The sequence below is a fragment of the Exiguobacterium sp. KRL4 genome, from assembly GCF_001870785.1.
In the GTDB taxonomy this organism is placed as follows: domain Bacteria; phylum Bacillota; class Bacilli; order Exiguobacteriales; family Exiguobacteriaceae; genus Exiguobacterium_A.
The window spans coordinates 76,599-94,626 of sequence record NZ_MOLV01000013.1 but is presented as its reverse complement, the minus strand read 5'-3'; the positions used below and the strand labels follow the sequence as shown (position 1 = coordinate 94,626).

General features: G+C 44.9%; 19 protein-coding genes. 12 read left to right on the top strand and 7 right to left on the bottom strand.

Annotated features, from left to right (window positions below; all coding sequences use genetic code 11):
* Positions 1-216 precede the first annotated feature (216 nt).
* The 4 genes from BLD48_RS10175 (at position 217) to BLD48_RS10160 (ending at position 3,802) form a co-directional block, all read left to right on the top strand.
* Positions 217-612, top strand: a complete 396-nt coding sequence (locus BLD48_RS10175) for a hypothetical protein (RefSeq protein WP_071500125.1) — start codon at positions 217-219, stop codon at positions 610-612.
* A 90-nt stretch (positions 613-702) separates the two neighbouring features.
* On the top strand, positions 703-1,584 hold the full coding sequence (locus BLD48_RS10170; RefSeq protein WP_071500124.1) for an ABC transporter ATP-binding protein: 882 nt from the start codon (positions 703-705) through the stop codon (positions 1,582-1,584).
* Entirely contained in the window at positions 1,581-2,687 is a 1,107-nt protein-coding gene (locus BLD48_RS10165) for a hypothetical protein (RefSeq protein ID WP_071500123.1), read from the top strand. The genes BLD48_RS10170 and BLD48_RS10165 overlap by 4 nt, the downstream gene beginning before the upstream one ends.
* Entirely contained in the window at positions 2,684-3,802 is a 1,119-nt protein-coding gene (locus BLD48_RS10160; RefSeq protein ID WP_071500122.1) for an ABC transporter permease, read from the top strand. The genes BLD48_RS10165 and BLD48_RS10160 overlap by 4 nt, the downstream gene beginning before the upstream one ends.
* 71 nt (positions 3,803-3,873) lie before the next feature.
* Here BLD48_RS10160 and BLD48_RS10155 read toward each other — a convergent pair whose 3' ends face one another.
* Both BLD48_RS10155 and BLD48_RS10150 read right to left on the bottom strand, forming a co-directional pair.
* Positions 3,874-4,686 (bottom strand): SDR family NAD(P)-dependent oxidoreductase, encoded by an 813-nt coding sequence (locus BLD48_RS10155; RefSeq protein ID WP_071500121.1) that lies wholly within the window; start codon positions 4,684-4,686, stop codon positions 3,874-3,876.
* Between the two features lie 84 nt (positions 4,687-4,770).
* Positions 4,771-5,538 carry an SDR family NAD(P)-dependent oxidoreductase gene (locus BLD48_RS10150; RefSeq protein ID WP_071500120.1) on the bottom strand — a complete coding sequence of 256 codons (768 nt, stop codon included), beginning with the start codon at positions 5,536-5,538 and terminating at the stop codon, positions 4,771-4,773.
* A gap of 121 nt (positions 5,539-5,659) precedes the next feature.
* On the opposite strand from BLD48_RS10150, the gene BLD48_RS10145 reads away from it, so the two are divergent.
* Positions 5,660-6,286: a hypothetical protein gene (locus tag BLD48_RS10145; RefSeq protein ID WP_071500119.1), complete on the top strand. Its 627-nt coding sequence runs from the start codon at positions 5,660-5,662 to the stop codon at positions 6,284-6,286.
* Here the strand turns inward: BLD48_RS10145 and BLD48_RS10140 are convergent.
* Positions 6,268-7,134 carry a LysR family transcriptional regulator gene (locus BLD48_RS10140; protein WP_071500118.1) on the bottom strand — a complete coding sequence of 289 codons (867 nt, stop codon included), beginning with the start codon at positions 7,132-7,134 and terminating at the stop codon, positions 6,268-6,270. The genes BLD48_RS10145 and BLD48_RS10140 overlap by 19 nt on opposite strands.
* A 142-nt stretch (positions 7,135-7,276) precedes the next feature.
* Between BLD48_RS10140 and BLD48_RS10135 the strand changes: the two genes are divergently transcribed.
* The 4 genes from BLD48_RS10135 to BLD48_RS10120 all read left to right on the top strand — a co-directional run bounded on the left by BLD48_RS10135 (position 7,277) and on the right by BLD48_RS10120 (position 10,052).
* Positions 7,277-7,615, top strand: a complete 339-nt coding sequence (locus BLD48_RS10135) for an ArsR/SmtB family transcription factor (RefSeq protein ID WP_071500117.1) — start codon at positions 7,277-7,279, stop codon at positions 7,613-7,615.
* 6 nt (positions 7,616-7,621) lie between these two features.
* Positions 7,622-8,137: an SRPBCC family protein gene (locus BLD48_RS10130; protein WP_071500116.1), complete on the top strand. Its 516-nt coding sequence runs from the start codon at positions 7,622-7,624 to the stop codon at positions 8,135-8,137.
* Between the two features lie 171 nt (positions 8,138-8,308).
* Complete coding sequence (locus tag BLD48_RS10125; protein ID WP_071500115.1) at positions 8,309-9,601, top strand: globin-coupled sensor protein; 1,293 nt, start codon at positions 8,309-8,311, stop codon at positions 9,599-9,601.
* A 13-nt stretch (positions 9,602-9,614) separates the two neighbouring features.
* Positions 9,615-10,052, top strand: coding sequence for a DUF4362 domain-containing protein (locus tag BLD48_RS10120; protein ID WP_071500114.1), 438 nt, complete (start codon positions 9,615-9,617; stop codon positions 10,050-10,052).
* 43 nt (positions 10,053-10,095) lie between these two features.
* Here BLD48_RS10120 and BLD48_RS10115 read toward each other — a convergent pair whose 3' ends face one another.
* Both BLD48_RS10115 and BLD48_RS10110 read right to left on the bottom strand, forming a co-directional pair.
* Entirely contained in the window at positions 10,096-10,743 is a 648-nt protein-coding gene (locus BLD48_RS10115; protein ID WP_071500113.1) for a homing endonuclease associated repeat-containing protein, read from the bottom strand.
* Between the two features lie 130 nt (positions 10,744-10,873).
* Positions 10,874-11,242 (bottom strand): hypothetical protein, encoded by a 369-nt coding sequence (locus BLD48_RS10110; RefSeq protein ID WP_071500112.1) that lies wholly within the window; start codon positions 11,240-11,242, stop codon positions 10,874-10,876.
* A gap of 85 nt (positions 11,243-11,327) precedes the next feature.
* Between BLD48_RS10110 and BLD48_RS10105 the strand changes: the two genes are divergently transcribed.
* The 3 genes from BLD48_RS10105 (at position 11,328) to tnpB (ending at position 13,534) form a co-directional block, all read left to right on the top strand.
* Positions 11,328-11,738: a MarR family winged helix-turn-helix transcriptional regulator gene (locus BLD48_RS10105; RefSeq protein ID WP_071500111.1), complete on the top strand. Its 411-nt coding sequence runs from the start codon at positions 11,328-11,330 to the stop codon at positions 11,736-11,738.
* Positions 11,719-12,066 (top strand): DUF3147 family protein, encoded by a 348-nt coding sequence (locus BLD48_RS10100; protein WP_071500110.1) that lies wholly within the window; start codon positions 11,719-11,721, stop codon positions 12,064-12,066. Before BLD48_RS10105 ends, BLD48_RS10100 begins: the two co-directional genes overlap by 20 nt.
* A gap of 385 nt (positions 12,067-12,451) precedes the next feature.
* A complete protein-coding gene (tnpB, locus tag BLD48_RS10095; RefSeq protein ID WP_236629993.1) occupies positions 12,452-13,534 on the top strand; it encodes an IS200/IS605 family element RNA-guided endonuclease TnpB in 1,083 nt (360 codons plus the stop codon).
* 84 nt (positions 13,535-13,618) lie between these two features.
* On the opposite strand, the gene BLD48_RS10090 is transcribed toward tnpB, so the two are convergent.
* Together BLD48_RS10090 and BLD48_RS10085 are read right to left on the bottom strand one after the other, a co-directional pair.
* The gene (locus BLD48_RS10090; RefSeq protein ID WP_071500109.1) at positions 13,619-15,511 is read right to left on the bottom strand and encodes a DUF4084 domain-containing protein; all 1,893 of its coding nucleotides are present in this window, start codon (positions 15,509-15,511) and stop codon (positions 13,619-13,621) included.
* 188 nt (positions 15,512-15,699) lie between these two features.
* Positions 15,700-17,970, bottom strand: coding sequence for a putative bifunctional diguanylate cyclase/phosphodiesterase (locus tag BLD48_RS10085; protein ID WP_083412299.1), 2,271 nt, complete (start codon positions 17,968-17,970; stop codon positions 15,700-15,702).
* Positions 17,971-18,028: the final 58 nt, after the last annotated feature.

The window sequence follows — 18,028 nt, the reverse complement described above, 5'->3', positions numbered from 1 at the left end:
ACTTAATATTACAATTCGTCAAACGAAAAACAAAGGCATTTTTACCCTAATTTTTAAATGAGATAAGTATTAAGAACTGAAACCAGCAAAAACTATTGTAAAACTTAGTAAATGTATATAAAATCCATTTCAGAAGCGAATTTTACCTTTTAAAATACATTTAATTAGATTGTTGTATTTTTAAAGCCATCGGATATTATAACTGGAGGTACAATCATGAAAATGAATAAATTAAAGAAATTTGTAAGTGGACTTACGGTATGTAGTTTACTGCTCGTGGGAAATACTGCTTTTGCAGATTCAGCTGGATGGCAATATATAGCAAGTCAACGTTGGACTGTAGATTCTGATACTACAACGACAGCAGTATCAATGGATGGTGGCGGTGTAAAAGTTTGTTTTTCAGATGTTGATTATGAATATCGCGTGACACTGAAAGAACAAGACCCTGCAAATCCAGATGAGACTTATTCATCTAAAACCCTTGGCAAAGGAAGTAGCTGCCTTACATGGTCTGAAATCAACTCTGAATCAGGTAAAGAGGAGTTATATTTAAACTTTAGTAAAGTATCTAAAAATCCTGATTCAATTAATGTTGTATGGTACGATTAAAACCGATTAATTGATTGATTAGATTTATATAATACATAATACGCCGATGGCTTCAAAAATCTTATAATTTTTTTCAAGGAGTTAGATTGCATGAAGATTGAAATTCAAAATACTTCAAAAACATACATAAATGGGAAAAAAGCATTGATTGACGCAAATATCACGTTAGAACCGGGCGTTTATGCCTTATTCGGGGAAAATGGAGCAGGTAAATCGACGTTGATGAAAATTCTAGCGGGTTTGCTCAAACCATCATCAGGAAAGATTTTAATCGATGGACAAGAGGTATCGCCGCTTGACGATGCCTACCGAGAAAAAATTGGATATCTTCCCCAAGACACACCTATCTATGAAAACTTTACTGCCGTTAAGTTTTTAAGTTATCTTGCAACGGTTAAAGGTGTACCTAAACAGGATCTAAAGAAAAAAGTCATGTCAGCTCTTGAAGCAGTTAACATGACAGAACATGCAAATAAAAAGCTGAAAAGTTTTTCTGGCGGCATGAAGCGAAGAATTGGGATTGCCCAATTGTTGCTGAATGATCCGGAACTCCTCATCATCGATGAGCCAACAGCTGGGCTTGATCCGAAGGAGCGTATCCATTTCCGGAACTTGATTGCTTCGATTGCCCGAAAGCGGATTGTGCTGTTGTCAACCCATATCGTATCCGATGTTGGATCTATTGCTCGTGAAATCATTTTGATGAAGCAAGGACATGTTATCAAACAAGCTAATCCGTATGAGTTGTTAGACGAAATCGCAACTGAGATTTGGACCGTCGATGTGACTGATCAAGAATTGCTCGATTTACAAGACACGTATCAAATCGGGTCAATTCAACAAACAAGACAAGGTAAAAATCGGGTCCGGATTATTTCAAAAGAATTGCCGCATCCAGAGGCAGTCCAAGAAGAGCCGCAACTTGAAGATTTATACTTGTATCACTTGGACGAACGGAGCAAAAGTGCATGAGCCGGTTGATTCGATTTGAATTGTACAAACTCTGTAAATCAATTACTGTTTTGCTATTCATCGTAGCACTATTGCTGTATTTGATGTCTTCTGTCTTTTCGGAAGATGAAGCAAATGTAAGGGCGAAGTACGTTGCATGGGAAGGTCCAGCGACGGCCGAAGCGTTTGAAAAAATTGAACTCCACGCCACTAAAATCAATGATAACACTTACAACCAGTTTGGTCCGGATGTTTTGTATGAAAATAAAGCAATCGGCAGTATATTAGATATTCAAGAAGCACAACTCTATAAAACACAGACTCTTTCTGTCCTATCGAGAGAACCAGTAATAACTGATTTCGAGAAAAAAGACCGTACACTACATATAAAGCTGTTGCAGCATGTCAAGTTAGATATGATTAAATACCATATCCCAGCTGAAAGCATCGCATTGTTTACGACGAATGCTGGGGTATCCGTTTTGCTGTTATCAATGTTTATCTTGATTCCCTTTATTTACTCGAAAGAACATGTTTCTGGCGTTAATCAATACCAGCTGAGTTCAATTAATGGTCGAAAAAGGTTGCTGACAGCTAAACTACTTTCTATGTCTGTATTTTTGAGTGGTGTCAGTTTAGTGATACATCTTGGGATTATCGGTCTTTCTTGGTATCGCTTCGGAATAATTGATTGGTCTGCGCCAATACAGGTAATCGACGGCTTGTCTAAATCCCCATACCCGTTTACGATTGGGCAGTTTATTTTCGTGTCGTTTATTTTTCAAACAATTGTATTAATTTCACTTGGTATCTGGGTGCTAGCAATTTCTTTTTTCGTAAAAAATCATATACAGGCGATCATTTGGTCAGGTTTATTGGTTGGCGTTCCGTTTCTCTATAATTTTGTAATTCCGGAAACTTTTTTCCCGGAAATCTTCAAGGAAATCATTTTGTTTTTCCCAAGCCGTTCCCTTTTAACCAGAGAAGTTTTTGAAACTTATCAAACGATTAACATAGGAGTTCCCTTGTTCTTACCGGTAATCATCCTACTCGTCCAGTTTCTCCTGACGTTGATTGTGTTGAAAGTCTTATATCGAGCGAGTCAACGGAGGGAAGCTGTATGAGAAAATCAGAGGCTACAATGGTAGAATTAGTCCGCTTTGAATTTTATAAAGTATTTCAACAACGTTTTCTATGGGTAATGCTCATCCTTGTGTTTTGTGTGGGCTTGGTTATTTCTTTTCAACGGATGGGATTATCCAATGCCGAACGCATAAACAAAGGGTTTGAAGGAGAATTGACCTCGGAAATGGTTCAACGCGCCGAATCGGGAATAGCTTCTTTTAAAAAGAGTTCGGATATTACACTAGCAGATTTAAAGCAAAATGGTACTTACGCTACAGTTTTATCCGCTGAAGAGAATGATCGTAATCAAGCGCAACGTGTTGCGTCTTTACGCAAAAAAGCAACGAACGCAACTTCTTCATACGAGAGCTACCAATACGGCTTACAAGCAGATTTGATGGAATCGATCGATTATCGTCCAGTTGGAAACTACCAAACCTTTGAACAATTGATCACGTTTTTAGGAACAGGTGGATATGCCCTGTTAGCAGTTATTTTGATTCTCGGAACAGCTGTCAGTATTTCAAATGAATACCAGACGGGAGTCGTATCTTATCTTTATTCGTCATCTTACGGGAGAAAGCAATTATTGACGGCAAAGCTGATTGTATCCGTCGCGTTGATAACCGGCATCATTCTGATTTACAACTTAGTACAACTTCTTTGTTTCTTCCGCGGGTATCCTGGTTGGAATATCGCCATTCAATTCGTTTACAACGATTCCCCTTATCCATTGTCGATGAGCGAATTGTATGGAATCGCGATTTTGTATCAGTGGTTGATTGCGATTTCTCTCGTCATCGTCGTTTTATTCTTGTCAATGTTGATCAAACAGACTGTTGTTGCTATTTTCCTATCCGGTCTGATCATTGGAGGACCTTTTCTAGTAGAAAGTTTGGTATTTAATTCGATGACTCCGACTTCGGTTAGAACATTGCTTCAATTCACACAAGGTCAGTCATTGAGTGTCTATGTATTGTTCCGGGAGTATGTGACAGTCAATGTCTTCGGTTATCCGGTCTTGTTGCCGATTGCCGTCCTCGTTGTCACACTTATTACGACGCTCATTCTAATCAAACTGATGTACCGGGTAATTGGCCGGAGAATGGCATAATGAAATACAAGAAGGTTCGGCTGTCGCGAGACCAAGCCGAACCTTCTTGTGTAAATCGATAAAAAGTTTACTTATAATCCAAATGAAGCCGGCTGCGAACCGTCCTGATCCGTAAAGCCGTAGTCACGGGCGAGTTCCGAGACGAATAAGGCTTGACCGGTCCGTTGCAAGATATCCGGATCCTGGGCCAGAGCGACGACAGCCCGTCCGACGTAAGCGGTGGTCTCGGTTGCATCACTGCCGAATCCTGCGTCGACGACCCGTTCCGTCCGCATGAAACCGGGGCACAGGGCGACGGCTGCGATTCGTGCCGTTCGAAGTTCCTGTCCCATGACACACGTCATCCGGTTGATTGACTGCATCGCCAAATCGTAATACAAGTTGCCGGCCGCTTGATTCGGACTGAACGATGTCAAATTAACGATCAATGCAGCCGGACTCTGTTCAAGCAACGGAACAGCCGCCCGCGTCGTCAGCAAATAGGCTTTTGGTCCGGCGACCATCATCGCGTCCCAGTGTTCCGGCGGACGTTCCCAAAACCGTTTGCCCTGTCCGGGAGGTAGCGAGGCTTCCGAACCACCGAACACACTATTGACGAGCAGATCAATCCGACCGTGCTGATCGTGAATCTGTTGAAACAATCGGGCAACATCATCCGGATCCGTATGGTCGCAGCGGACCGCAATTCCGTGGCCACCACGATCCGTGACACCGGATGCCGTCTGTTCAATCGTTTCCGGACGACCGTCGGTAGAGCCTTCCTGCGTACTGCGTCCGGTGACGTAAACAGTTGCTCCGGCTAGTCCGAGTTCGAAAGCGATGCCGCGACCGGCACCCCGTGAAGCACCTGTGACAACAGCAATTTTACTTTTTAATGAAGACATACACATTTCCCACCTCACTTTAAAAATAGGGCACGACAGAAAAAGGGACTTTCGATCAAGATCGGAAGTCCTTTTTGTCTCGCCTTAAAAGCCTTTAATCGTCATCCCGCCGTCCACGAATAACGTTTGTCCGGTGACATATGTTCCGGCATCTGACGCAAGGAAAACCGCTGGCCCGACGAGTTCCGTCAGTTCTCCGACCCGACCGAGTGGTGTGACGTCGACAATATCTTTCAGATAAGCGGGATCGGCAAGTAACGGCTCCGTCAATGGTGTCTTGAAATACCATGGACCAATCGCATTGACGCGGATATTTTTGGGTCCCCATTCAAGCGCTAACACTTTTGTCATCTGAATCAAGGCCGCTTTCGTCGTCGCATAGACGACACCGGTCCGTAAGGCGACGTGTCCTGCAACCGAAGCGATGCTGAGGATGCTGCCGCCGGTGTCCTGCATCCGGCGACCGATTTCCTGCGAGAACAGGAAGGCCGACTTTAAGTTCGTCTGTTGAATCGTTTCCCACTCGTCCTCGGTGACATCCAGTGCTTTCGAGCGAATGTTCATCCCAGCATTGTTGACAAGGACGTCAATCCGGTCGACGTATGTATAGGCACGATCGACCGTCGCCTGGACTTGCGTCCGGTCCGTCACGTCACACGTCAAGACGAACGCCCGTCGTCCAAGCTGTTCAATCTGTTTTGCGGTTTCCTGTAAATCGGATTCCGTCCGGGCGACAAGTAAGACATCAGCGCCGGCTTCCGCCATCCCGATCGCCAGGGCACGGCCGATTCCACGACCGGCACCGGTCACGAGAACGGTTTTTTGATCCAATCGAAACGAAGGTAAATACATATGATCACATCCTATTCTGACAATGTATTTTCACTGTACGCTGAAATTGACTGAAAAGAAAGAAAAATGCTGATGAACGAAGATGTATTATGTTATTATTTGGTAAAAAAAGAGGGGGAATATGCAACGGAAGCTCGGACTGATGATCATCTCCGTTTTAGTACTGGCTGCATCTCTCGTCGCTTTTGAACGGTATGTCTACACGACGTACATTTATAAACCGGCGGATTATGAATTCAACTACCAGATCGAACCGCGTAAAGGACTGAAGGCACCGACGATTAAAATTAAATATTTTCCGAGCGGTCCGATGATCAAAGGGACCTCCTTGTTCTTGCCCGATATACTGGTACCGGTCGGAGCACTGGTCGCAGCCGGATTATCCATTTTTGTTTTTCGCCGGCTATCCAGATACCGTGGGCGTAAACAGACGCTTGATCCAACAGATGAGGGCGATCCGCAAGTTCTGCGAGCGAAGCCGTCAATTTCCGACTGGCGTCCGCAACCACAACAAACGGACTCCGCGTCGGAAGTCCGTCAATTGATTGCAGCATTTGACCGGCAATTGCCTGACGTCTCAAAACGCCGGCCGGAAGAAACAGTCAAGGACTGGCTTGATCGGATAAAGTTGACGATTGATCCGATGCTTTATCATGTTGTCCGATACGGTGAAATCGACGAGCAGATACTCGACCGTGCCGATATCGACACACTTCGGATCAAACTGGATCAACGGTTACGCGGATGACCAATCAGACGGAGTAACGTCTGATGATGTTCGGTGTCCCTCGTTATGAGAGATAACTCACGGGTGACTTCAAAGCCGGTGATCGGCAACGTCCGGATTTCCGGTGGCAGACCATCCTGGAAAATCGCCGGTAAAATCGCAATCCCGAGTTTTGCCCGGATGAAACCGAGGACACTTGAACCGAACTCCATTTCCGAAGCGACAGTATAGGTCGCCCCGCGTTCTTCGAAAGCCGCTTTCAGAATATTCGTCGAGTCACAGTCAATTGGCAGCGACAGGAATGACGAAGCTTCGATTTGATCAAACCGGACATCAACACAGCCTTCAAATCGTTCGTCGGCTTCATGGAAGTAGAGTAAAAACGGTTCCGTATACAGGTGGGTCGACGGGTACGGATGCTCGATTTGCCGGTCGTCGAGCAAAACTGCATCGTACTGGTGCTGCTCAAGACCGGCCATCAATTCGATATACGTGTGGGCCGTCTTGATTTTGAGTTCCGATCCATCCACTGTTGGATTTTTGGCAAAGTGTTGCGGCAAATAAGACATGGCGACACTCGGCCACGAACCGAGGGTGAACGACGTCTGTCCCTGTAACTGATCAATTTTTCGTTGCATGTCGTCAAGTTGTTCGATGATCCGTTGCCCGTCCTGAAAGACGATTTCTCCTGCCGGCGTCAACGAGACACCGCTCGTCGTCCGCGTGAACAGGGGAGCGCCGACCGCCTGTTCGAGATTTTTGATTTGTTTACTGAGCGCCGGTTGCGTCATATGCAACAGTTCGCTTGCTTTCGTCAGACTGGACGTTTCCGCCGTGACATGAAAGGCCTCGAGCCATTCGGTTTTCATCAGACTTCACTCACTTCCTACGTTCTTGTGCTTTGACGATACTGTACGTTCGTTTGATCTGACAACTTTTCCGCTCAATTTAATATATTCCTTGTTTGGAATATTCCTTAAAGGGTATATATAAACAGAAGAGGTGGAAATCATGTCAGATGGGCTTGCACGTACGTTATTTGCTTTATCCGATACCAATCGATTGAAAATCGTCGAACTGCTGAAAACGGGTCCGTTGCCGGTCGGTGAAATTGCGGCGCAGTTACGTCTTAACCAACCGCAAACATCGAAACACCTGAAAGTTTTACTCGAAGCGGATCTCGTCCGCATCGAACCGGCCGCCAATCGCCGGATTTATCATTTGCGGACGGAGCCGTTTCAAGGCCTCACTGCGTGGAGCCAATCGTTTGAACAGCAGATGATCAGCCGGATGACACGACTCGAAACGTATTTGGAGCAGAAGCAGAATGCAGTCAATCCAAAGGAGTGAATGAAGATGCAAGAAAAACTAAAAACGAAAGTCGAAGGTTCCGTTTTACAAATGGAATGGACGTTTGATGCCCCGCGCGAAATGGTATTTGCCGCATTCACGGAAAAAGAGCATCTCGAAGCCTGGTGGGGACCGGAAGGCTGGCAAACGGAAATCACGACCTTTGATTTCGTCGAAGGCGGTATCTGGCACTATTGCATGCGATGCGAGGATCCAAATCAGGGCGAGTTTTTCGGGATGGAATCCTGGGGAAAAGCCAACTTCCGACAGATTGATGCTCCGCAAAGTTACGCTCATGCTGACTATTTTTCGGATGCTTCCGGAACCATTTCCGAAGAATTGCCGGGCAGTGAAAACGTGACGACGTTCGAAGCCGTCGGTGACCGGACCCGGGTAGTGTTCCGGTCGGACTTTAAGACCGAGGAAGCCGTAAAGCAGGTCCTTGAGATGGGCATGAAAGAAGGGTTTACGTCACAATTGCACCGTCTCGATCAATGGCTTCTTCAACGAACCGTATCCTAAAAGTTTCTGACAATCCGTCACGGACGGGTTGTTTTTTCGAATATTCGGTCATATCTGTCACTCTTTTGGAAAAAAGGTCTTCCATATTGGAAATTTAAAGGAAAATACTTCATCTTTGGCAGTATGAAGCCGTTATACAAGATGAGATGATTGAAAAAGGGGATCGATAGTGTGAAATGGTGGTCGAAACAACAAGAGATGACGTTTTCAGAACGGATGCAACAAGAACAGGAACATGTTCGCTTAGAAGCGGGGGCAGCATTTGCGCAACAACTCCAGCTGATTGATTTGACGGTCGAGGATTTACAGATCGTCCGTTTGATTCGTCACGATGTAGCGGAGTGGATGCCGCAGATGGTCGATGCGTTTTATGCGGAGTTGGTCCGGGTGCCGGAGCTGAAACAATTGATTGAACGGCATTCGACACTCGAACGGTTAAAAGGAACGCTTGCCAAGCATATCCTTCAGATGTTTGACGGACAGGTCACACCGGACTACATCAGCGTCCGAAAACGGATCGCCGACCGTCATGTCCGGATCGGCCTGCAAAATAAGTGGTACATCGCCGCTTTCCAAAAAGTGTTAAACGTCTTAAGCCGGCAAATCGAGGAGAGTACGTTACCCGAGTCGGAACAGGTCCGGATTGTCCGATCTGCCGGGAAACTGTTTAATCTCGAACAACAGATCGTCCTGACGATGTATGAGGAGATGGTCGAAGCCGAGCGGCAGACGGTCACGGATGCGAAACAGCGTGTCGGACAGACTGTTCAAAAGTCGACAGAGGAACTGGCCGCGATGAGTCAACAATCATCCGCCAGTTTTCAGGAAATGGAGCGGCATGCCCAACAGGTGTCCGTGACGACCGGGGCGATTGCAACACAATTGACCCAGGCCGCTAAAGAAGCGGCAGACGGTGTCGAATTGGTCGAGGCGGAAACGAAGCGGTTTGAACAAGTTGTAGAAGAGATGACGCTGACGACGGAACAGATGACACAGCTCGCCTTTTTGTCACGCGAAATCGAACGGATTGCCGGGATGGTGACGGCGATTTCCGATCAGACGAACCTGCTGAGTCTCAACGCTTCGATCGAGGCCGCACGAGCCGGTGAGATGGGACGCGGCTTTACCGTCGTCGCCCAGGAAATCCGAAAATTGGCGGAAGAAAGTAAACGGTCCGCGTCAGAAGCATCAAGCATCGCTCAGGAAATCACTTCGAAAATGGGACAAGTTTCGGAGCGGATGAGCGGGACCGAACAGTCGGTCGTGCAAACGACGGAAGAACTGACCCGTGTCGTTACCGCTTTTACGACGATTTCCCGTCAAACGGTTGATGTCTCGAAACAAATCATTACGCTGTCGCAGGATACGGAACAGGTCGCCGGAACGATTGAAGGAATGCGGCATATCGCGGAATCGATTGCAGAGACGGCAGACGATTTACAGACCGTCGCGACGACACTCTGAAAGGGGAATAGGGATGAGAAAACGAATCCATCTGTTGCTTGGAGTTGGAATTCTGATGCTGGCCGGTTGTGCAAGTAACGATTACCCGTCAGAGGAAGCCGTCAAAAACGGTGACATCGTCACGACACCGGAACGGCATAATCTCGACCGGTTCGAGACCTTTTTAACGCGAGTCGGGCAACAGAAACAGGATACGATCCGTATCACGGGGTATACGACGGAAGGCGATGCCATTCTTGAAGATGTGACGTATGACGGGGAACGGTTTATTTATTCGCTCGATTCGTCGCGTGATGAATATGGTGCGCAGACAGACGACCGAGACAAGGAAATCTGTCAAAACCTTGAGCAACAAACAACAGATGGAGGGAATACCTTCACCCTGACCGATTGCAAAGAAGGACAGAATCATGAGATTTTCAAATCAAATCCTGATGAACTTAAAAAATGAAAAAACAGTTGATCCTCGCGTGAATCGGAGGATCAACTGTTTTTTAGTCAAGTGTCTCTTCGAGAATCCGTAATGCTTCCCGCCAACTCGCGAACCGTTCGATCAACAAGGTCAAGGAAGGGGCTTGGTGCTTACGGGCAAACCGGACATACTCTTGGCTCGTTAAGTCAGGACCGATCTCTTCGTATGCTTGACGCAACGCGTTCAGGCAATCTGCGTCGGAATAAAAACCGTTTGACGACAACCGGAAATGTGCCAATGCCTGTTTCCATGTCCCGTAATGCCGGATGATGGTGTTCGCGCTCACCATCTGCGTATGTGTTTCCCGTAACTCCGAGTAGGAGCGGATGGTCACGCGCGAGCCACGCGTCTTGATATAAAAAGCGATGCTTTCGTCAACACTCCAGCGTTTTTGACTGGACGTATCGGGTTTTGCCCGGTTCAGCGTCAAATGGTCCTCGATTGACAATTCGAACGGTCTGACGATGCCCGCTTGTTCCAATAGTTTGGTCCAAGAGCCAAACCGTTGTTCAATTTCCTGTAAAGAGGGATAGGGCAGGTGCATGGCTAATTTTTGGTAATGTGCTGCTTTCATCGGTGTTGTATGTAACTGGTGAAGACCTTGAATCAAGCGGATGATTTTTTCGTCCGTCGTCAAGGTGGAAGTGGGTGTGTGCGTGGTTTCTTTCATCAAGAAGTCTCCCTTAGTGGATCGTTGGAACGTAACGGGATTAGTGTACCATCTACCTCGAAGAGATTTAACTAACAAAATCGTAAGGTTCGAAGGGACAGTCGGCTTGACCAAAAGGACCGCACATCAATCAACCTTCCGGAATGGCCGTATACCGGTAAGCGGTCGTTCCTTTGAAAACATACAGCACACCGGTCGCGTCTTCACTCCGGTATAACTTCGTTCCGGATTGCCAGTCTGTCGCCGATTGGTCCGTCAACGGTTGTTTGGCGGTAATTTGTTTCGTGACAGTCGAAAAGGAAATCACGTCCTCTTTTTTGATCGTCGTGTCTTTGCCGTCGAGCCGATACACCCGGTCGTCTGCCCGGATTAAATCAGCTGCCGGATCTTGACGGGCTTCGATCGCAATCGAATCTGTCGTCGAAGTCGTTGTGTCAGTCGTACATCCTGCTGTAAAGAATAGACTGCTCATGACGAACAGTGTGATTCGTTTTTTCATGGTCTGTCCTCGCTTTCCTGACTGTTTATTTATGTCGTAATTTACGATATAATCGGTTGTATCGATATAAAAGGGAGTGAACCAGATGTCAGCGATTCATGAAGACATTGCCCGCTTGTACTATCATCTGCACCCAACATGGACGGAAAATCTGTCGCATCAAAGTGTCCGGATTTTGCAAACGATTCAAATGACAGGCGCCATGACAGTGAAGGAGATTGCAGCCCGGTTTAATTTGTCTCCGAATACCGCGTCGGAGCATGTAAAGAAACTAGAAGGGCTTGGGTATGTCGTCAAACAACGGTCATCTGTCGATCAGCGTGTCGTTCAAGTCAGTTTGACGCGCGAAGGACGGACAGCCGTCAAAACGCATACCGAACTCGACGCAAAGCGTGTCGAGCATGTTTTAACCCAATTATCTCCTGCAGAACAACACATGATTCAAGCGGCATTTCAGCTGTTTCGGGAGGCGACCGATGACTGCTTTTCTGATTAAGATTCTGACCAGTGCCGTCGTCATTGGTTTTGTCACGGAATTGGCCCGACGTTCCCCGACGTACGGCGGGGTGATTGCGGCCCTGCCGCTCGTCAGTCTGATCAGTCTCATCTGGCTCGTCCGGCAAGGCCAATCAAAAATGGAAGTGACGGCGTTTGTCAAAAGTGTCCTGTACGGCTTACCGGCGACATTTCTTCTGTTGTTGGTATTGTATCTACTTTTGAGTCGAGGCGGATCACTTTTACTTAGCATGGTGTGCGCTGGAGCGTGTTGGTGGATGTTTTGGACCGTACAGCAACAACTCACTCAGCTGTGGAGTCGACTTTGATAACGAAGTAATTAACGTTTGCCGATCTATTTTCAAGTATAGATCAAGTCCTTTGAAGAACGATACGATTATGAAAATCTACATAATATCATTGAGGACATGAATGTGATTTTTTTCTCCGGACGAACGAGAAGCGACATCTTTTGAAAGATGGAGTAAACGAATTGTCAGTAATCCAGTCAACATGTGGAGAAATCATTCCTCTGTTATTAAATAAGTTCTTTTAATTAGAGTCATGAAAAATGATTTTATCAAAATTAGGCGATTCATCTCCCACTTTTAAACGAAGTGAAAGTGGGAGATGAATCGCCAGCCTGCTTTTCGGGTATATTCCCTTTGAAGGAGGTGAAAAATGGTGTTGAAGCACAAGGCCTAAAAATTCAGAATCTACCCCACAAAAGAGCAGGAAATCCTGATCGCGAAGACGATTGGATGTTCGCGTTTCGTCTTCAACCACTTCCTGGCGAAGTGGGATGAAATGTACAAGACCACTGGAAAAGGGCTGTCTTTCGGTTCTTGTTCTAAAGAAATTCCTTTGTTGAAGCAGGAGTTCGACTGGTTGAAGGAAGTGGATAGTACATCTGTTCAGATCAGCGTCAAACACCTTGCCGATGCGTTTGACCGCTTCTTCAAGAAGCAGAACGAACGCCCTCGTTTCAAGTCCAAGCGCCATCCCGTCCAGTCGTACAAGACCAACATCCAAGGTAAAAATCAGCTTCCTGAAGTCTCGATTGGATGCAACAAGCTCAAACTTCCGAAGCTGAAATGGGTTCGTTTCGCCCACTCGAAACAGGTCACAGGCCGTATCTTGAACGCCACGATCCGACGTAACGCTTCAGGAAAATACTTCGTTTCCCTGCTCGTCGAGCAGGAGATCAACGAACTGCCGAAGACCGGTTCATCCGTCGGCGTCGACGTAGGACTCAAGAACTTCGCCATCCTGTCGGACGGCAAGGTGTACAAGAACGACCGTTACTTCCGTTTGCTTGAGAAGAAACTGGTGCGCGAACAGCGCAAGCTCTCTCGCCGTCAGCTCATCGCTCTGAACAAGAAAGTCAAGCTTTCCGAGGCGAGGAACTATCAGAAGCAGAAGCGGAAGGTTGCCCGTATCCACGAGAAGATCGCCAACAAGCGCACCGACTTCCTGCACAAGGTATCGACCGAGATCGTCAAAAACCACGACGTCATCGGCATCGAGACCTTGCAGGTGAAGAACATGCAGAAGAATCGCAAGTTGAGCAAGGCCATCTCGGACGTCAGCTGGTCGGAGTTCTTCCGCATGCTGGAGTACAAGGCAGAATGGTACGGGAAGACTGTCGTCAAGGTCGGCAAGACCTTTGCTTCCAGTCAACTGTGCTCCAGTTGCGGCATCCATCACGACCGTGATGTGAACGCAGGACTGAATCTCAAACAAGAAGCAGAACGCATTTTAGCTTCTTCAACCGTCGGAACGACGGGGTTAGCCTGATCAGGTTTCGACCGTCAGGTCGGATAACTCAGGAATCCTCCACCTCTAAGTGAAGCGTAGGTGGAGGTAGTTCAAGAGGATTACTTACTTTTCTAACTCATGGAGTGAGGAATACAAAGTGTAAGCTCCCTTTAGGCTTTTTTTCTTAGAAGCATACATCGCAATATCTGCATGTTTCATCAATTTTCGAAATGAATTTGAATCCATTGGAAAGGACGATACACCAAGACTTGGAGGACAATGAATGGTATGCCCTTGAATGTTGTAAGGATCTTGAAGACAAGTTACTAACATGCTTGCCAACTCCTGCAAATTTGAATCAGATTCGATATTTTCCGCAATTAAAGTAAATTCATCTCCACCTTGTCTTGCGATCATCGTAAAAGATTCGGACATATTAAGCAGACGCTGAGCAACAGCTGTAAGAAGTTGATCACCTACGTCATGCCCTAAAGAATCGTTCACATGTTTAAATTGATTTAAATCCATGAAAAATAATGAAATGTTTTGATTCGCGTTGATATTGGTTTGAGTATTAATCAATTCATGTATTTTTTCCTCAAAAGCAATCCGGTTGTTAAGTCCGGTTAGGGCATCATGGTAGGCCAAATAGTTAACTTTCTGCTCGTTTTCCTTGTTGGTTGTAATGTCTTTCCCGATGCCAAAGATGCCGACCAGTTTGTCACGAACGATGATCGGAATGTTTGTGATATGCATGTATGCTTTATTTCCATTATGACCGTTAACGATTGTTTCATAACTCCGGGGATGGCCTATAAATACTTGTTTGAGCTCAAAAGTGACACGGTCACGATCAAGGGGATCGACGTATAATAAACTGTTTTTACCGAGTATTTTTTCATTTGTTACACCAAGCAGGGTGCTACAAGCTTTATTGGCACTTTCGAACCGACCAGTAAGATCAGTGGAATACACAGGATCCGGGTGATATTCAAATAACGATTTATAGCGTTCTTCACTCATTTCTAACTCCTGCGTCTTGCGGTAGTATTGTTTGACCAGACGCTGATTTTCCAAAATCATGAGTACTTGTCTGACAATCACTAAGACAATTGATAGACCCGATCCGATGGTGACTGAATCCATTCCGGTCGAGTGTAAGCCCATGAAAAGAAATAGAATCAGGACACCTCCATACGGGGTCAACAGCTGAAAAATATTCATTTGGGCAATTAGCACTTCGGACTCTACTGGCGTTTTGGAAGAGGAATGAAGTAATCCCGACAATCCGAGTATCATCATGACGACAATGAATAACGGATCAATGAAACTTCCGGAAAAATAGGCACCAATCGACAACAGATAGAGGTAAACGGAGTCGGCGATTGCCTGGACTAATAAAGCTGCAAATACAAGTAGTGTCGAAAGATTTTGGTGTTGTTTTGTCGCACTGAAAAAAAGAAAAGCGGTTGCTAAAAGCATTCCTAAATCGCCAATCGGATACGCCAACGAAACGACCAGCTCATTCATGCTGATATCGTGTGAATCCAAAATGGGCGCAATTAAAAAGTGCCAAGAAAATGTCGAGGCGACTACTAAAACAATTAAAACATCAAATAGGAAGGGTACGCGCTCTTGTTTTTTTGTTTGATGAAAGACTTTGTACAGCAGGGCACTTAAAATAAAAACAACCTGTAACAGATAAAAAACATCGGTCAGACCGGGAGAAGGTACTGCCCTTAAAAAGATACTCTCTGTAATGAACCAGATAATCTCTGCAATCAGGTAACAGCATGTTGCGATTGTCAGTAGCATCCAAAATGTTTTATCTGTATCTTTCGATTTTTTGACCGTGGACGAGAGCCAAACGAAGGCGATGAAGATTCCGAAAATGGAAAAAAGATTTCCACCGAATGCTTGAATATAGGTGTTATCATTCCAAGCTAAAATCCATATATAATAGAGGAAAAGATAAAAAAACGTAATGGATAAAGGCCATCGTAATGATTTAAGCATATATCATCTATACTCCTTTTTTTGTGATTTATTCATTATACATGCTCACCTCATGGTTCTAGCAGGTAATTATGGTTTAGGGGAATGAGAATTCGTTTACATAAAGAAAATTTTTAATCATGTCTCTTTCTGTGTCTTTTAAACAAGAAATAGACAAATCATTTTGGTCGTCTGTTTACAGTGCAACCTCAGTGATGACTGATTTGCGCTAAAACCATTGTCTGGGGAACGGGAAGCAATGCCATGAATGCTTGTGCTTCTACGGGCGGTGAAAAGAAGTACCCTTGTCCAATCGGACAGCCATATTGTTGCAATATTTTTTTTTGTTGTTCGGTTTCGATTCCTTCTGCGACAATCGATAATTGTAAATTCATACCTAGTTCAATAATGGTTTTGACGATTGGCGAAGAGGGATTCTCCTCTAGTCGATCGACAAAGGACTTATCAATTTTCAGCGTATCGATTGGCAGCTGCTCCAATACGTTGAGTGAAGAATATCCTGTACCGAAGTCATCAATAGACGTTTCGACACCCAATCGAGCAAGGTCTTGAAGGATGGAAATACTTTCCTCGATATCCTGAACAATACTTTCGGTGATTTCTAATTCCAGCCACTGAGCATCCAGGCCTGTTTCCTCTAAAATCGTTTCCACTTTCTTACTGAAAAGAGGATTCTGAAACTGAAGTGACGAGACATTTACTGATAGCAGAAGTGGCGTGAAGCCCGACGTTTGGAGTTTTTTATTATATGCACAGGCCGTACGTAACACCCATTCACCGATTTCATTGATCAATCCGGACTCTTCTGCGACTGGGATGAATTCAGCGGGTGAGATAAATCCGAAATCCGGATGTTTCCATCGTATCAATGCTTCCATACCCACAATGTTTTCGGTCGACAAATGAACTTTCGGTTGGTAATACACTTCAAATTGATTTGATTGTAGTGCATTTCGCAAATGGGTCTCCATTTCTAAATGCTGTGCCAGTCGTGAAGTGAACGAAGCATCGTAAAAAGTATACAGATGATGCGTTCTTTTTTGTGAATGGTACAAGGCTTCGCTTGCTAATCTTTGAAGCTCTTCTAAATCGTCACTGTGAACAGGAAATAAACTGATTCCAATTCGGGGGACCAGGCTGATCTCATGGTATTCAATTTTCATAGTGGTCCGTAAAAAAGCAATCATCTCGTTACATCGTTCATGAAGCGTTTCTACTTTTTCGTAAGGAAGTAGCACGGTGAATTCATTTTCGCTCGTCCGAAATACACGGACCCCTTGAGGAAGGATGACGGATAATCGACTATTCATGACTTGGATGATTTGATTTCCCACATGATAACCAAAGGCATCCATGAATTGTTTAAATCGATCCAAATGAACCACTACAACTGCAATCGATGCGTCGGGATATTGCCTAAGTTCAGGGGTCGACCGGATAAAATCCGCCTGGTTACCAATACCAGTTAAACGATCCCGATACGCGACATCCTCAAGTTCCGTCAACAGGCGCTTATTTTTTATTAAAACGAGCGTTTGTCGAATCAAGATGAGTGTAAAAATGGTAAACCATCCGATACTCAAAGCATTTAGGTGCCATTCATACGATTTAATCATTAAAAAAGATAAAAGAAGAATACTTGTATAAGGAAGTAAAAATTCTCGTTTGAAAAAAGGTCTTTTAACTTTTAAAGTATGTTGCGCTTGGGTGGGTGCATAGTGAAGGCCTGTAAATCCGATGAACAATAAAGCAAGTGTCCACATGAAATCCACCAGTTTACCGGCTTCATAGTTATTCTCGATGGTGAGTTGAGCAAAAATCACATCTCCGATCACCTGTAGAAATAATCCGATAACGAGAAAAATCAAAGTATGGTTTTTGCGATCAAATGGTATTAAATAACCGACAGTCACAATAAAAAATAAAATACCTAAATCGGCAAATTGAAACAATATAGTGATGGCGTTTAACCAAAAAGACTCTTTTTGCAGATGATAAAGCGGATGAAGTAAGTAGAAATAACTAATTGAACTCGCCGCCACCATATAGATGGCCATATTAAAGAAGTACGTCGTGTTTGCTAAAATGGTGCTATCCTTACGTAATTTAAAAATCAAAGCACTGAAATAAAGAAAGTAAGCACAAATCCAAAGTACTGACGAAAAAACGGGCGTTTGAACGGTGTGAGAACGTAACATAATCACTATCCAAATGAATGTCCCGAACGCTGAAAAAAACGTCCCTCCAGAGAGGAATAGCCAAAAGAATCGATCCTTTTTTGCTGTACGTCGAAATGTCTTAAACAGCCAATACGTACTTAACAATCCAACTGTTAATTGAACACTATTTAAATTTAATACGCGCTTCCAGGACGGTCCTTCAAATATCAATAAGTGAAATCCGAATGATAAAAAAACAAGAATGACACTAAAAAAAGATATGAATTTCAACTGTTTCAAATTAAACCCTCCTCTAAGCCGTTGATAAGATACCTGCAGTTCAATAGTATATCGGCTT